This is a genomic window from Pseudolysinimonas sp. (genome assembly GCF_044239695.1).
Classification (GTDB): Bacteria; Actinomycetota; Actinomycetes; order Actinomycetales; family Microbacteriaceae; genus Pseudolysinimonas_A.
This window is the reverse complement of the sequence record NZ_JBIIAW010000002.1, coordinates 59281-74924: the sequence shown is the minus strand read 5'-3', so window position 1 is coordinate 74924 and position 15644 is coordinate 59281. Positions and strand designations below refer to the sequence as shown.

The following is a 15644-nucleotide window of genomic DNA, read 5'->3' as shown; positions in this document are numbered from 1 at the left end:
GGCGTGCCCGCCTTCCCGGGGCTCCGCAGTGCGTGGGCACTCATCGTGGCGTGCGGGGTCGCGGATGCCGCCGCCAACGTGCTCATCCTCATCGGATTGCGGATGGGCGACCTCACCGTGATGAGCGTGCTCGCCGCGCTCTACCCGGGCGGCACGATCGCCCTCGCCGCGATCGTGCTGCGGGAACGCATCGCCCCCGTGCAGTGGGTGGGCCTGGCGCTGGCCCTCGCCTCGGCCGCGGTGCTCGCGATTCCCGCCTGACGCACACCCGCGGGTTGAGTGCTCGCAGCGGTGTATCGAAACCCACCCACGAGTGACTCGGGGTGGGTTTCGATACACCCGGCTACGCCGGGCACTCAACCCGCGGGGGGTGGTGCTTAGAGCAGACCCTGCTCGGTGAGCCACGCCTCGGCGACGTCGGCCGCGGACGGCTTGTCGTCACCGGCGAACTGCGCGTTGAGGTCGAGCAGCACGTCGGTCGTGATGAGCGCCGAGACCTCGTCGAGCAGCTCCTGGATCTCCGGCGTCAGCACGTCGGCGTTCAGCAGCGGGATGATGTTCTGCGCCGCGAACAGGTCCAGGTCGTCCTCGAGCACGACGAGGTCGTTCTGCGCGATCGACGGGGTCGTCGTGTAGATGTCGGCGACCTGGATGTTGCCGGCCAGCAGGTCGGCGAGGGTTCCCGGTCCGCCGTAGTCGTCGATCGCCTTGAACGCCCAGCCCTCGAACCCGTAGGTCTCGGCGAGGCCGTCGCGCCAGCGGGGCTCGAACTCGGTGTTGGCGCCGAGCGTGATGCTCGAGGCCAGCGGGGCGAGGTCGCCGATCGTGGTCAGGTCGTTCGCCTCGGCGTACTCCGGGGTCACGACGAGTGCGTCCGAGTCCTCACCGGGAGCGGCGGCGGTCACGGCCAGCCCCAGCGACTCGAGCGCCGCGGGCAGGGCGGCCTCGACGTCTTCCGCCGAGGTCTCCTCCGCGTCGGGGTTCGCGTAGATGAGCGCGTTGCCGGCGTAGTCCGGGATGAGGTCGATCGACCCGTCCTGGAGAGCCAGGATGAAGGTCTCGCGCGACCCGATGCCGGGCTCGTAGGCGACGTCGTAGCCGTTGGCGGCGAGCACCTGGCCGTAGATCTGCGCGAGGATCTCGCTCTCGCCGAAGTTCTGGTTGCCGATCGTGATCGTGCCGCCGCCGGTGTCGCCGCTCTCCTCGGCGAGCGGGTCGCCCGAGGTGCACGACGCGAGCGCGACGGTGAGGCCGAGCGCCACGACGCCGACTCCCGCGCGCTTGATGGTGCTTGCGAACATCAGTTCATCCTTCCGTGACGGGTGTCCGGGTGGCATCGAGCGTTCCGGTTGAACGCGTCGCTGTACTGCCGGTGGTGCTTCCCCGAGGTGCAGGGCTCTTGGTGCGCGAGACGCGCTTCTGCGTCCGACCGCGGGACACCCCACGCGGCACGGCGAGTTTCTGGAGGGCTGCGAGCAGCCCGTCGAGGAGGAGGGCGAGCGCCGCGACCAGCACGGCGCCGACGACGGCCCGCAGGTAGTCGCGGGTCTGGATCCCCTCGATGAGGTAGCGGCCGAGGCCGCCCTGGGCGACGTAGGCCGCGATCGTCGCGGTCGCGACGACCTGGAGCGTCGCCGCGCGCAGTCCGCCGACGAGCAACGGGAGGGCGAGCGGCAGCTCGACCCGGCTGAGGATCTGCCACTCGGTCATGCCCTGCGCGCGAGCCGCGTCGACGGTCTGCCGGTCGACCGCTTCGATGCCCGAGTAGGCCCCGGCGAGCAGGGGCGGGATGGCGAGCACGACGAGCACCACGATGACCGGGGTGAGACTCAGCCCGGCGCCGAACTGGATGCCGATGAGCACGAAGAGGGTCATCACGCCGAAGGTCGGCAGCGCCCGGGCCGCACCGGTCACGCCGATGACCGCCCCGCGCGCGCGGCCGGTGTGGCCGATCAACAGGCCGAGCGGCACGGCGATCGCCGCCGCGACCAGCACGCTCACGAACGTGATGAACAGGTGCTGGCTGAGCCGGGCGCCGATGCCGGTCTGCCCGGACCAGTGGGCCGGGTCGAGGATGAACGCGATCGCGTCGAGGACGAAGTTCACGCCGCTCCGCCCTTCATGAACGGGATGCGGGTGGGCGCCTTCGCGCGCGCCGACCAGGGGAGGAGCACGCGCCCGGCGAGCACGAGCAACGCGTCGAAGGCCAGGGCGAGCAACATGATGAACACGATCCCGACGACGATCTCGTCGATGAACGACCGCGCATAGCCCGCGGTGAAGAGCCGCCCGAGCCCGCCCGAGCCGACGAGGGCCGCGACGCTCAGCAGCGACACCGTGCTGACCGAGACGACGCGGAGGTTGGCGAGCAGCACCGGCCCGGCGAGCGGCAACTGCACCGTCCAGAACCGCGATGTCGACGAGTAGCCCTGCGCCGTCGCCGACTGGAGCACGTCAGGCGAGACGCTGCCGAACGCGTCGAGCGTGCCGCGCAGCATCATCGCCGTCGCGTAGAGGGTCATCGCGACGAGCACGTTGATCTCGTCGAGCACCTTCGTGCCGAGGAGGCCGGGCAGCACGACGAAGAGGGCGAGCGCCGGGATCGTGTAGACGACGTTGAAGACGGTGAGCAGGATGCCGCGGAGCCAGCGTACGCGGGTCGCCGCCCAGCCGAGCGGGAGGGAGGCTGCGAAACCGAGGAGGATCGGGATGGCGCTCAGCCGGATGTGATCCAGCGTCAGCCCCAGCACCAGGTCCAGGTTGTTCCACAGCCAGGCCATCAGGCGTCCCCGGCCTGATCCGTCTTGTTCGAGATACTCCGCGACTTCGGGCTCGCGTTGCCGATCGCGAGCTTGCCGTCGGGTGCCGCGATGACGCCGACGGGGTAGCCGCCGGCATCCACGAGCACGCGGTCGTCGCCCTGCCCGGCGCGCGTGCTGACGGTGAGCCGGCGCTTGCCGCGGTCGCTACCGACGAACGACGCGACGAAGTCGTCGGCGGGATCGGCGAGGATCTCTTCCGGGGTGCCCTGCTGCACGATGCGCCCGCCCTGCGCCAGGATCACGACCTGATCGCCGAGCAGGAACGCCTCGTCGATGTCGTGCGTGACGAACACGATCGTCGTCTCGGTCTCGGCTTGAATGCGCAGCACCTCCTGCTGGAGGTCGGCGCGCACGATCGGGTCGACGGCGCCGAACGGCTCGTCCATCAAGAGGATGTTGGGGCCGACGGCGAGCGCCCGCGCCACCCCGACGCGCTGCTGCTGCCCACCGGAGAGCTCGGAGGGGAAGCGTCGGGCGAACGCTCGGTCGAGGCCGACGACATCCATCAGTTCCAGCGCGCGGGCGCGCGCCTTCTCTTTCGGCACACCGGTGAGTCGCGGGACGGTCGCGATGTTGTCGATGACCCGGCGGTGCGGCAGGAGTCCTGAGCTCTGCATGACATAGCCGATGCGTCGGCGCAGGGCGACCGGGGCGACGGCCTGGACGTCTTCGTCGTCGATGAGCACCGTGCCGGAGGTCGGGTCGACCATGCGGTTGATCATGCGCAGGAGGGTCGTCTTGCCCGAGCCGCTCGAGCCGACGAGCACCGTCACCTGGCGGGCGGGTATCACGAGGCTGAAGTCCTCGACGGCGACCTGGTCGCCGAAGCGCTTCGAGACGTTGCGGAACTCGATCATTCGGGCTCCTTCCCCTCTTCCGGAACGATTCGTCGCTCAGCGGTATTCCGGATTGGCGTTGCCGGGATCAGACTCCCACTCGCCGGGGACATTGCCAACGGCCGGGATGCCGCCCGCATCCTTCAGAATCCGCGCGAGATGCAGGAGATTCCAGGTCATGAACGTCATCGTCTTGTTCGTGTAGTCACTCTCGGGTCCGCCCGAGCCCTCGTCGAGGTACGACGGCCCCGGACCGATCGGGCCGATCCACCCCGTCTCGGCGGCCGGCGGGATCGTGTAGCCGAGGTGCTGGAACGCGTAGAGCAGGTGCTTGCCGGAGTTCTTGACGCCGTCCTCGTTGCCGGTCGTGACCGTTCCCGCGACCTTCCCGTAGAACACGTACTGACCTGTGTCGTTGGTCTGATCGCTCATCGCGTAGAGACGCTCGACGAACCGGCGCGAGATCGACGACGGCTCGCCGAGCCAGAGCGGAGCCCCGACGACCAGGATGTCGGCGTCCCGCACCTTCGGCCAGATCACCTCGGGCCAGGCATCCTCCGTCCAGCCGTGCTCGCGCATGTCGGGGAAGACGCCGTCGGCCACGTCGTAGTCGACGAAGCGGAGGGTGTCGACCTTCGCCCCCTGCTCGGCCATCAGCGCCATGCTGCGATCCATCAGCCCCTGGGTGTGGCTCTGCCCGGGGCTGCGCGTGAGGGTGCAGTTGACGTAGAGGGCCGTGAGGTCGTCGTAAGTCGGCATCCATTCACCCAACCCGAAGGTGCGCGCGGAATGCTGAGGCTTGACAGGAGGTTTGACCCCGTATGGCTACTGCAACCGTGAACGGCACCGTCATCGCCGAGGCGCCCGACTCCGAGATCATCCACATCGAAGGCAACTCGTACTTCCCGCCGTCGTCGCTCAAGGAGGGGTTCCTCACCACCTCGCCGACGCCGTACACCTGCCCGTGGAAGGGCGAGTGCCAGTACTTCACCGTCACCGTCGACGGGCAGGCGCTGCCCGACCGCGCGTGGTCGTACCCGACGCCCTACCCGACCGGCATCGAGCGGGTCGGCAAGGACTTCTCCAACTACGTGGCCTTCTGGAAGGAAGTCCAGGTCTCCTGACCTGTTTGGTCGCAGTCTCGGGCTCGTCGATACCACGTCAGCCGCGCTTCGTAGGCTGACCGGATGCTGACCTCCCTCGCCGTCGAGGGGTACCGGTCGATCCGGTCCCTCGTCGTGCCCCTCGCTCCGCTCACCGTCGTGACCGGGCCGAACGGCAGCGGCAAGTCGTCGCTGTACCGGTCGCTCCGCCTGCTCGCGGCGGCCGGACGCGACGGCGCGGTCGCGGCGCTGGCGCGTGAGGGTGGTCTGTCGTCGACGCTGTGGGCCGGGCCCGAGGCCGGTTCTCCGACGACCGGACCGGTGCAGGGCACGCGCCGCGCGAAGCCCGTCGCCCTCAAGCTGGGGTTCGCCGCGGATGCCGGCGGCTTCGGGTATGCGATCGACTTCGGGATGTCCACCCCCGCGCAGACGATGTTCGGGCAGGACCCGGTCATCAAAGCGGAAGCCGTGTGGAGCGGGCCGATGCTCCGCCCGGCGGCGCTGCTCAGCGATCGACGCGGCCCGACGGCACGCGTGCGCGGCGACGACGGCTGGCGCACCCTCGGCCGGCAGCTCGCCCCGTGGGAGAGCATGCTCTCCGAGTTCGGCGACCCCGACGCGACGCCCGAGATCATCGGGCTGCGGGCCGACCTGCGCGACTGGCGGTTCTACGACGCCGTGCGGACGGATGCCGGGGCGCCCGCCCGCCAGACGGCGCTCGGCACCCGCGCGCCGATCCTCGCCTCCGACGGATCGGATCTCGCCGCCGCGCTGCAGACCATCCGCGAGCAGGGTGACGCCCGCGACCTCGACGCCGCCATCTCGCGCGCGCTCCCGGGCAGCCGGTTCTCGGTCGAAGATCGAGCCGGGCGCGTCGCGCTGCTTCTGCACCAGCCCGGGCTGCTGCGTCCGCTCGAGGCGGCCGAGCTCTCCGACGGCACCCTCCGCTACCTCATCTGGACGGCCGCGCTGCTGAGCACGCGACCCGCCACCTTCCTCGCGCTCAACGAGCCGGAGACGAGCCTGCATCCGGGAGTCGTCGAGGCGCTGGCATCCCTGCTGGTGACGGCGGCCGAGCGCTCGCAGCTCGTCGTCGTCTCGCACTCGGCCGCGCTGGTCGGTGCGCTCGAGGCCGCGGGCGCGACCGTCCACCGGCTCGAGAAGCGCGACGGCGAGACCGTTCTGGAGGGGCAGGGCCGCCTCGACGGGCCGCCGTGGAGCTGGCCGGCGCGCTGACTCGGCCCGCGGCGGGGCTCGATTCATGCGAATGGCCCCTCCCGAGAACGGGAAGGGCCATTCGGCACGAATCGACGCGGGTGCGACTATCCGGCGAGGTCGGCGATCGCCTGGTCGCCCGGACGCACCGAGATCCACTCGGGGCTGATCTCGGCGCGCGCGAGCAGCTCTTCGGTCTTGCGGCGACGGTTGCGCGGCACGAGGGTCACGACGGTGCCCGTCTTGCCCGCGCGACCGGTGCGGCCGGCACGGTGCAGGTACGCCTTGTACTCGTCGGGCGCGTCGGCCTGGATGACCAGTTCGATGTCGTCGACGTGGATGCCGCGGGCGGCGACGTCGGTGGCGACGAGGACGCTGACGCGGCCACTCGTGAACTTCTCGAGGGCCCGCGTGCGGCGCGACTGGTTGAGGTCGCCGTGGATCGACTCGGCCCGGATGCCGGCCTCGTCGAGGAGGTCGGCGAGCTGCTCGGCGAACGCCCGGGTGCGGGCAAAGACCAGCTTCTTGCCGGGGCCACCCGCGAGCTCGATCAGCACGTCCTGCTTGTCGCGCTGCTCGAGCAGGAACGCCACGTGGCGGATGTCGGACGAGGCCTGGTCTTCGCCGGAGATCTCGTAGACGGCCGGGTCGACGAGGAACTCCTCGACGAGCGAGGCGACGCCCGAGTCGAGCGTGGCCGAGTAGAGCAGCTTCTGCCCGCCCTCGGAGGTGCGCTGGAGCAGCTCGCGCACGGGCTCGAGGAATCCGAGCTCGCACATGTGGTCGGCCTCGTCGAGCACCGTGATCATGACCTGCGAGAGGTCGAGCCGGCCCTGCGACACGAGGTCGCCGATGCGGCCCGGGGTGCCGATGATGATGTCGACGCCGCGCTGGATCGCACCGACCTGACGCTGATACGGCACGCCGCCGTAGACCTGCGTCGTGAACAGGCCGACGCTCTGCGCGAGCGGCTGCACGGTGCGGTCGATCTGCAGGGCGAGTTCGCGCGTCGGCGCGAGGATGAGCGCGCGCGGCGCCCGCCCCGGCTTGCGACGCTCGGTGGAACCCTTCTGGGCCTGCAGCAGACGCTCGACGAGCGGAGCGCCGAAAGCGATCGTCTTGCCGGAGCCGGTGCGGCCGCGGCCGAGCACGTCGCGACCCTCGAGCACCGACGGGATCGTCGCGGCCTGGATCGGGAACGGGCTGTCGGCGCCGAGCTCGGAGAGGGCACGCACCAGGTTCTGGCCGAGACCCAGCTCGAGGAATCCGCTGCTCGTCATGTCGGTCGCGTCGACCGCCTTCGCCTCGAGGCGGGCGAGGACGACATCCTCCTGGTGCACGGCGGGACGCTGATCGCGGTCGCGCTCGAAGCCGCGGTTCTCGCGCGGCTCGTAGCCCTCGCGGTTGCGCGGCTGGTAGCCGCCTTCGCGGGGGGTGTACTCGCGACGCGGGGCGCGGTCGCTGCGGTCGTAGCTCGGGCGCTCGGTGCGGGGTGCGTAGCCCTCGCGGGCCGGACGCTCGGTGCGCGGCGCGTAGCCACCACGGTCTTCCCGCGGCGCGTAGCCACGGTTCTCGCGCGGGGCGTAGCCGCCTTCGCGCGGGGCGCGGTCGGTGCGCGGGGCGTAGCCGCCCTCACGGGCCGGACGCTCGGTGCGGGGCGCGTAGCCCTCGCGAGCCGGACGCTCGGAGCGGCCCTGGTATCCGCCTTCGCGGGGGGCACGATCGGTGCGCGGGGCGTAGCCGCCCTCACGGGCCGGACGCTCGGTGCGCGGCGCGTAGCCCTCGCGGGCGGGGCGCTCGGTGCGACCCTGGTAGCCACCCTCGCGGGCCGGACGCTCGGAGCGACCCTGGTAGCCACCCTCGCGCGGCGCACGGTCGGTACGCGGCGCACCGAAGCGATCGTTGGAGCGGGGGGCCTTGTCGCGCGGCTCCCAGTTGGGACGCGTCGACTGGCCGCGCTCGACGTTGTCGCGGCGGTCGGCGGAGTCCGCCTGGCGCTCGCGGACGGGCCGGGCGACGGTGCCGCGCGGGCGCACCGGGGACTTGCCCTGGGCGGCGCGCTGTTCGGTGGACCAACGGGCCTTCTTGGGGCCGCCGGCGGTGGTGGAGCGCGCGGACGCGCCCTTCTTGGGAGTGGGCATGCGTGTGTCTTCCGTATTTTCTGGGTATCAGAGTGCGGAGCGCGCCTCACATCGTTTCGCTGCACAGCAGAGTTCTACTGAGCAGCGAGGCACACGCCGAGAACCCGGGCGTACGTAGACCGGGGCCGTTTTCCTGAAGGATTCCTCGTGCCTCGACTGAGTCACGATCCGGCCCGCTCGACATACAGTGCTGCATTGGCGGATGACATCCGCGCGTCGAGAGCCGACCTGACGACATTACCCGCTCGCGCCCCGAAACCCCAGCTATCTGCCCGAAAACGCCCCTTCCGTCGGCGGGAAGGGGCCGAATCGGGCACATAGCAGGGTCACCTAGGCTTTCGGGATGCGCGCGGCCGTCGGCATCCCCCTCGCGCTCGCGGGCCTGCTTGCGCTCGCCGGATGCGGGCCGACGGGGTCGGACGCCGAGGCGATCGACCCGCAGATCGACGCCGCGGGCACCGACCTGGCGACCGATCCCGCCGTGACGGTGATCGCGGATGTCGTGTACGGCACCGTCGACGGCACGCCCCTGCTGCTGGATGCCTGCCTTCCGCCCGACTTCGACCCGGCGGCAGCGAGCGTGCCGGGCATCGTCGTCGTGCACGGCGGGAGCTGGCGGGAGGGCCGCAAGGACAGCGTCGGCTGGCGGGCGGTCTGCACGTGGCTCGCGAGCGCCGGATATCCGGCCTTCTCGATCGAGTACCGGCTGGCACCCGAGCATCCGTTTCCCGCCGGGTTCGACGACGTGCGCGCCGCCGTCGCGTGGCTGCGCGCCGACGTGCAGGCGGAGCGCTTCGGCCTCGATCCCGAGCGCATCGGGATCTTCGGCGGGTCGGCGGGCGGCAACCTCGCGGCGCTCGCCGGAACCGCGGGCAGGGGCGACGTCGACACCGGAGGACGGGTCGCCGCGGTCGTCGACGTGAGCGGCCCGATCGATCTCACCGGCGTCGCCCTGACCGACGACTTCGCGCCGCTGCAACTGGAGTACCTCGGCTGTACGTCGTTCCAGACCTGCGACACCGCCGAAGACGCGTCGCCGAACTACCAGGTCGACGCGACCGATCCGCCGTTCTTCATCGCGCACTCGAGCACCGAGAAGATCCCGCTCGCGCAGTCGGAGCGCTTCGTCGAAGACCTTCGGGATGCCGGCATCGACGTCGAGTTCCTCGTCGCCGACGGCACCCTGCACTCGATCGCGCTGCTCGACGACGACCTCAAGTCGCGCATCGTCGCCTTCTACGCGCGCACCCTCGGCGCGGGCTTCGCTCCGGCCGAGGAGCCCGACGCCGCCGAGTAGGTCAGGCGGCGGTGTGCGCCCCGTGGTGGGTGGCGCGCTTCGCGAGCCGCCGCTCCTTCGCACCCTCGACCAGCCAGTAGAGCGCCGGAAGCACGAGCAGCGTCAGCAGCGTCGACGAGATGAGTCCGCCGGTCACCACGATGCCGAGGGGTTGCGAGATGAAACCGCCGTGGCCGGTGACGCCGATCGTCAGGAAGAACAGCGCACCGATCGTCGCGAACGCCGTCATCAGGATCGGACGCAGACGCCGCGCGCCGCCGTGTCGCAACGCCTCGCGCACATCCATCCCGCGTTCGCGGTACTGGTTCACGAGGTCGATGAGCACGATCGCGTTGGTGACGACGATGCCGACGAGCATGAGCAGGCCGATGATCGACGCCGCACCGAACGGGATGCCCGACACCAGCTGCAGCAGGAACGCGCCGGTCGCCGCGAACGGGATCGAGACCAGCAGCAGCAGCGGCTGACGCAGCGACCGGAAGGTCGCGACCATGATCGTGTAGACGATGACGATCGCCGCGAGCAGCGCCAGGTAGAGCTGCCCGAAGCCCTCGGCCTGGTCGGCCGCGACGCCACCGACGGTCGCCGAGACGCCGTCCGGCAGGTCGGCATCCTCGATCGCCTGTTCCAGCGCCGGCGTGACGGCGGCGAGGTTCGGGGTCGACGGGGTGATCGTGATCGTCGAGGTGCGGATGCCGCGCTCGGTGGAGATCTGCGCCGGAGCGTCGACCTCGTCGATGCTCGCGAGCTCCGACAGGGCGACGGGACCGCGCAACGTCGGGATGGTGAAGTCGCGCAGCTCCTGAACCGTGACCGGCGCGTTCGGGTCGGTGATGTAGACCGACAGGACCGTGTCGTCGATCGTCACCGAACCGACGGCCGCGGGCAGCATCGAGTTGGCGACGATGCCGCCGACCGCGATCTCGGAGAGTCCGTACTCCGCCGCCGTCGCCCGGTCGACGACGATCGCCAGGTACGGCTGGGTGACGGCGAGGTTGGACTCCGCCTGCGTGGTGACGTCGAGGTCCTTCACGTCGGCGAGCAGCTCGGAGGTCGCGTCGGAGAGCACATCACCGTCGGCGGCGCGCAGTTCGATCGTGACGTCGCTCGAGAAGCCGCCGCCACCCGAGCCGACCGACACCTCGCCGACGCCGTCGAGCTTCGCGACCTCGTCGGTGACGGTGCGGCGCAGGTCCTCCTGGTCGAAGTCGGGGTCGGTCGTGATCGAGAACGTCGCGTCGGCGCCGCCACCGAAGAACGAGCTGATCGACCCGCCATCGCTGCCGATCGATACCTGCACGACGTCGACGCCGTCGATGTCGAGCAGCGTCTGCTCGACATCCTTCGACGCCGCGTCGATGGCCTCGAGGTTCGACCCGGCGGGCAGCGTCTGGGTCACCGAGATCGTGTTCTGCCCGGAGTCGCCGACGAAGTTGGTCGGCACGAGCGTGTAGAGACCGGCGGTGCCGGCGAGCACGACGGCCGCCGCGGAGAGCGTGACGACCGGATGCCGCAGCGTCCAGTTGAGCGCGGGCAGGTAGGCCTTCTGCAGCCGGGTCGGGCGGTCGAGCTCGTCTTCGTTCTCGGGCGCGATCACCTTCGGGGCGCGCAGGAACCAGTAGGCGAGCACCGGCACGATCGTGAGCGAGACGAGCAGCGAGGCGACGAGCGCGATCGTGACGGTGAGCGCGAACGGCCGGAACAGTTCGCCGGTGACGTCGCTGACCAGCGCGATCGGCAGGAACACCGCCACGGTCGTGGCCGTCGAGGCGGTGATCGCGGCGGCGACCTCGCGCACGGCGACGAGGATGGCGGTCTTCTTCTCCTCGCCGAGGGCGAGATGCCGCTTGATGTTCTCGATGACGACGATCGAGTCGTCGACGACGCGGCCGATCGCGATCGTGATCGCGCCGAGGGTGAGCACGTTGAGCGAGTAGCCGGTCGCCCACATCCCGATGAAGGTGACGAGCACCGACGCGGGGATCGAGATCGCGGTGACGAGCGTCGAACGGATCGAGAACAGGAAGATCAGGATGACGATGACCGCGAAGACGAGGCCGAGCACGCCCTCGGTGGCGAGGCTCTCGATCGACTGCTGGATGAACGGCGCCTGATCGAAGACGGTGGTGAACTCGGTGTTCGAGCCGAGCGACTCGGCGAGCGCGGGCAGCGCGGCCTGGATGGCGCGCGCGACCTCGACGGTGTTCGCGGAGGCGGCCTTCGTGATCGAGATCGTGAGCGACGGGTCGCCGTTGACGCGGGAGATCGCGGTCACCGGGTTCGACACGATCTCGACGTCGGCGACATCCGCGATCGTCAGCGCCGAGTTGCCGCCGAGCAGCGGCAGCGCGGCGATCTCGTCGGCGGATTCGAGCGTGCTGCCGGCCTGGACGGTCAGCTCCTGGTCGCCCTCGTCGATGACACCGGTCGCGAGCAGCACGCCGTTGGCATCCAGGGCGTCGCGGATCGACTGGTTGCTCAGCCCGTTCGCGAACAGCGCCGCGGTGTCGGGGGTGATGGTGACCCGCTGCCCGCTCGCACCGGAGAGCGAGGCTTCCGCGACGCCGGGGACGTTGGCGAGGTCGATGATCGTCTCGTCGCGCAGCCGCGCCGAGAGCTCGTCGGCCTCCAGGTCGCTCGTGACGGCGAGCACGCTGACCGGCAGGTCGCTCAGCGAGAACGCGACCACCTGGGTGTCGACCGCCTCCGGGAGGGTGCTCTGGATGCGGTTGATCGCGAGCTGGATCTTCTGCTCGGCGCGGGCCAGATCGGTGCCGTAGGCGAAGGAGGCGGAGATCGTCGAGACGCCCGACCCGGAGGTGGCAGAGGTCGACTCGAGCCCGTCGATGCCCTGGATCGCCGACTCGATCGGCGTCGACACGTCGTTCTCGACGACATCGGGGCTCGCCCCGCGGTAGGTGCTGATGACCGTGAGGTTCGGCAGCGAGATCGAGGGGAACAGCTCCTGCTTGAGCGAGGTGAGCGCGATGCCGCCGAACACCCCGATGACGATCGTGAGCAGGGCGATGAGCGCGCGGTTGCGCAGACTGAACACCGAGAGCAGATGCACGGACGTCTCCTAGAGCTGTGAAAGGAAAGGATGCACGCCGGAGTGCACTCGCGTCAGTATCGCAACCGCGCCCGACCGACCCCTACTCCCGCGGGATGAACGCAGCTGACAGAACGCTGAGAGCCCGTCCCCCGGACCGGGTCACGCGATCTGCGCGTAGTCACCGTCGGCCACCGGCATCGGCGACCGCGTCACCGCGCGCCACGCCTTCGCGAGGGCGTCCACACCACGATCGAGCACCTCGGGCGGATAGGTGAACGGGATGCGGATGAACCGTTCGAAGAGGCCCTCCACCCCGAAGCGCGACCCGGCCGCGATCACGAGGCCCTCGGTGCGGGCGGCGAGCGCCAGTTGCGACGAGATCGGCAGACCCAGGTTGACCCAGGTGGTGATGCCGCCGGCGACGTGCGGCACATGCCATTCCGGCATCCGCTCGCGCAGCAGCTCGACGAGATGGTCGCGGCTGGCGCGCAGGTAGTCGCGGCGGTCGGCGAGAATGCGGTCGAAGTCGGCGAGCAGTTCGACGAGGATCAGCTGCTCCAGCACCGGGGTGCCGAGGTCGGTCATGAAGCGGTGTCGGGCGACGCGCTGGATCAGTTCGCGGTCGGCCCGGATCCAGCCGATGCGCAGACCGCCCCAGACCGACTTGCCGACCGAGCCGATCAGCACCGCCCGGCCGAGGGTCGCGAACGGCGGCTCGGGATCCTGGCCGTCGAGTTCGAGGGCCCCGATCGTCTCGTCGATCACGAGCGTGGTGCCCTGCTCGGCGGCGAGGGCGACGATGCGCTCCCGCTGAGCGCGGGGCATCGTCGCGCCGGTCGGGTTGTGGTTGTCGGGCATGAGGTAGGCGACGACCGGGCTCGTGCGCTGGAAGGCCTGCTCGAGCGCCGACTCGTCCCAGCCCTCGTCGGCCGTGACCGGCACGGTGACGAGGCGGGCGCCGGCGCCGCGGAGGGCTTCGATCGCGTGCGGATAGCTCGGGGATTCGACGATCGCCCGGTCGCCGCGGGAGAGCAGCGTCGTGGCGAGCAAACCGATCGCGTGCTGGGCCCCGATCGTGATGAGCACCTCGTCGGGGTCGGTCGGCAGACCGCGTGCGGTGTACCGGTCGGCGATCGCCTGCCGGGTGACGCGCAGGCCGAGGGTGTCGAAGCCCGACTCGCCGAGGAAGGACGGCAGCGTCGCGGTCGCCCGCACGGCGGCGTCGGCGACGGCCGGATGTGAGGGCAGTGTGGCCTTGCTGAAGTCGAGCTGATCGGTCGCGAGGGTGTCGTGCACGTACCCGCTCGCCCGGGGCAGCCGGGCGACGCTGCCCGAGCCGCGCACGCTGTCGAGGTGCCCGCTGGCGCGAAGGTCGGCGTAGGCGGCCGAGACGGTCGTGCGGCTCAGCCCGAGCTGGGCCGCGAGCTCCCGCTCCGCCGGGAGCCGGGTGCCGAGGGCGATGCGCCCGTCGAGGATGAGCAGCCGCACCCGGTCGGCGAGCGCCGCGTACGCCGGGCCGATCGCGAGGTCGCGCCACCCGGTGATGAGGTGGGCGAGGGCACGGGCCGAAAGGGATGCCATCCGGCCACCGTACCAGAATTGGCACCTTGTTCAAGGTCCAATTGAGGAGTTCGATGGGCCACATGCTCGCACCGGCCCCCTCATCCGCGCTCCTCTGGACCCGCCGCACGGTCCAGTTGATCGTGGGCCTCGCGTTCTACGGTTTCGGCATCGGCTTGATGGTGCGCGCCGGCATCGGCGTCGCGCCGTGGGATGTGCTCGCGCAGGGGATCACCGCGCAGACCGGGCTGCCGTTCGGCGTCGTCGTCAACATCGTCGGCGCCCTCGTGCTGCTGCTCTGGATCCCGATCCGGCAGAAGCCCGGCCTCGGCACCGTCGCGAACGTGCTGCTCATCGGACCGTTCGCGCAGCTGCTCCTGGTGATCGTGCCGCAGCAGCACGAGCCGATCCTGCAGGGTCTCGTCTTCACCGCCGGACTCCTGCTCGTGGGCATCGCCACCGGGCTGTACGTCGGCGCCCGGCTCGGCCCCGGGCCGCGCGACGGACTGATGACCGGACTGCACGCCCGCACCGGCTGGCCCATCTGGATCGTCCGCACCGGGATCGAGGTCTCGGTGCTCGTCGTCGGGTTCGTGCTCGGCGGCCAGGTCGGGATCGGCACGCTCGCCTTCGCCCTGCTCATCGGCCCGATCGTCAACGTCACCCTTCCGTTGCTCCGCGTCCCCGGCGGCACGTCGGCGGCCGCCACCCTCTCGACCGCCACCGTCGAGATCTGCTCCGAGCACGGTCTGACGCTGCCCGACCGCCTCGAGCGGGAGCGCGACGAGCGGTGGTCGTCGCTCGCCGGCTCCCGCTGAGCACTACAGGTTCTGCTCGGCGTAGGCGCGCATCGCGTCCCGCACGAACGTCGCCCCGGCCTCACCGCCGTAGTTCTTCGCGAACCGCGGATCGGCGACGTACAGGTCGGCCAGGCCGACGACGTACTCCTTCGTCGGCGCCGCGCCACCGGGGACGCCCGGCATGCCGCCGAGCCAGGCGTGCTGGCGCCGCGCGAGACCCTGCCCCTCGCCGCCGGTCGGGTCGACGCCGCGCTCCGCCGCGTCGCGCCAGTCGGCGATCAGCTCGGCTGCGGCGTCCTGGAACGCCCGCTTCTCGTCGACGCTCAGCCCGCGCCACCAGGCGTCGGAGGTCGCATACGCCTCCTCCCCCCAGCGCTGCTCCACCTCGCCCTTGAACTGCGTGTGGTCGAAGCCGTCGAACATCTTCTCTGCCATGGGTTTCTCACCCCCTTTCAGTGCGGTGATCGTGGACTCGACGCTGGCGATCTGCCGGTCGAGGCGAAGCTGCTCCGCGCGGAGCCAGTCCAGGTGGCGCACGAGCGCGTGCTCGTCGTCGCGCTGACCCGCCAGCACCTCCGCGATCGCGGGGATGCCGAGGCCCAACCCGCGCAACATCAGCACGCGCTGCAGGCGCACGAGCGCGTCGGCGTCGTAGTACCGGTACCCGTTCGCTCCGGTACGACTCGGCGGCACGAGTCCGGCGTCGTCGTAGTGACGCAACGCTCGGCTCGTCGTACCGGCCAACCTGACGATCTCTTGAATGCTCCATTCCACGCGACTCACGTTAGAAGTTGACGCAGCGTCAACGTCAAGAATCG

Annotated in this window: 14 protein-coding genes; 5 read left to right on the top strand and 9 right to left on the bottom strand. The window is 70.6% G+C overall.

Translation table 11 applies throughout. The features are described 5' to 3' along the window. Positions 1-261, top strand: a 261-nt coding sequence (locus ACILQS_RS00830) for an EamA family transporter (RefSeq protein WP_395638196.1), incomplete at its 5' end; no start/stop codon positions are given. Positions 262-377: 116 nt separating this feature from the next. On the opposite strand, the gene ACILQS_RS00825 is transcribed toward ACILQS_RS00830, so the two are convergent. Genes ACILQS_RS00825 through ACILQS_RS00805 form a run of 5 tightly spaced genes read right to left on the bottom strand, consistent with a single transcriptional unit; the run spans position 378 to position 4417 of the window. Beyond that, positions 378-1301, bottom strand: a complete 924-nt coding sequence (locus tag ACILQS_RS00825) for an ABC transporter substrate-binding protein (RefSeq protein WP_395638195.1) — start codon at positions 1299-1301, stop codon at positions 378-380. 4 nt (positions 1302-1305) lie between these two features. After that, positions 1306-2106 (bottom strand): ABC transporter permease, encoded by an 801-nt coding sequence (locus ACILQS_RS00820; RefSeq protein WP_395638194.1) that lies wholly within the window; start codon positions 2104-2106, stop codon positions 1306-1308. Next, positions 2103-2780: an ABC transporter permease gene (locus ACILQS_RS00815; RefSeq protein WP_395638193.1), complete on the bottom strand. Its 678-nt coding sequence runs from the start codon at positions 2778-2780 to the stop codon at positions 2103-2105. Before ACILQS_RS00815 ends, ACILQS_RS00820 begins: the two co-directional genes overlap by 4 nt. Further along, the gene (locus ACILQS_RS00810) at positions 2780-3679 is read right to left on the bottom strand and encodes an ABC transporter ATP-binding protein (protein WP_395638192.1); all 900 of its coding nucleotides are present in this window, start codon (positions 3677-3679) and stop codon (positions 2780-2782) included. The genes ACILQS_RS00815 and ACILQS_RS00810 overlap by 1 nt, the downstream gene beginning before the upstream one ends. A gap of 36 nt (positions 3680-3715) precedes the next feature. Next, on the bottom strand, positions 3716-4417 hold the full coding sequence (locus ACILQS_RS00805) for a flavodoxin family protein (RefSeq protein ID WP_395638191.1): 702 nt from the start codon (positions 4415-4417) through the stop codon (positions 3716-3718). A 62-nt stretch (positions 4418-4479) separates the two neighbouring features. Between ACILQS_RS00805 and ACILQS_RS00800 the strand changes: the two genes are divergently transcribed. Both ACILQS_RS00800 and ACILQS_RS00795 read left to right on the top strand, forming a co-directional pair. Next, positions 4480-4782, top strand: coding sequence for a DUF427 domain-containing protein (locus ACILQS_RS00800; RefSeq protein ID WP_395638190.1), 303 nt, complete (start codon positions 4480-4482; stop codon positions 4780-4782). Positions 4783-4845: 63 nt separating this feature from the next. Next, positions 4846-5997, top strand: a complete 1152-nt coding sequence (locus ACILQS_RS00795; protein ID WP_395638189.1) for an AAA family ATPase — start codon at positions 4846-4848, stop codon at positions 5995-5997. Between the two features lie 86 nt (positions 5998-6083). On the opposite strand, the gene ACILQS_RS00790 is transcribed toward ACILQS_RS00795, so the two are convergent. Then, on the bottom strand, positions 6084-8117 hold the full coding sequence (locus ACILQS_RS00790) for a DEAD/DEAH box helicase (protein WP_395638188.1): 2034 nt from the start codon (positions 8115-8117) through the stop codon (positions 6084-6086). Positions 8118-8460: 343 nt separating this feature from the next. Here ACILQS_RS00790 and ACILQS_RS00785 point away from each other — a divergent pair, with 343 nt between their 5' ends. After that, positions 8461-9414 (top strand): alpha/beta hydrolase, encoded by a 954-nt coding sequence (locus ACILQS_RS00785; RefSeq protein WP_395638187.1) that lies wholly within the window; start codon positions 8461-8463, stop codon positions 9412-9414. Between the two features lies 1 nt (position 9415). Here the strand turns inward: ACILQS_RS00785 and ACILQS_RS00780 are convergent, their stop codons facing one another. Further along, a complete protein-coding gene (locus ACILQS_RS00780) occupies positions 9416-12484 on the bottom strand; it encodes an efflux RND transporter permease subunit (protein ID WP_395638186.1) in 3069 nt (1022 codons plus the stop codon). Positions 12485-12625: 141 nt separating this feature from the next. Then, a complete protein-coding gene (locus tag ACILQS_RS00775; RefSeq protein ID WP_395638185.1) occupies positions 12626-14047 on the bottom strand; it encodes a PLP-dependent aminotransferase family protein in 1422 nt (473 codons plus the stop codon). Between the two features lie 53 nt (positions 14048-14100). Here ACILQS_RS00775 and ACILQS_RS00770 point away from each other — a divergent pair, with 53 nt between their 5' ends. Further along, positions 14101-14844: a YitT family protein gene (locus tag ACILQS_RS00770; RefSeq protein WP_395638184.1), complete on the top strand. Its 744-nt coding sequence runs from the start codon at positions 14101-14103 to the stop codon at positions 14842-14844. 3 nt (positions 14845-14847) lie between these two features. Here ACILQS_RS00770 and ACILQS_RS00765 read toward each other — a convergent pair whose 3' ends face one another. Further along, on the bottom strand, positions 14848-15600 hold the full coding sequence (locus tag ACILQS_RS00765; RefSeq protein WP_395638199.1) for a MerR family transcriptional regulator: 753 nt from the start codon (positions 15598-15600) through the stop codon (positions 14848-14850). Between the last annotated feature and the right edge of the window lie 44 nt (positions 15601-15644).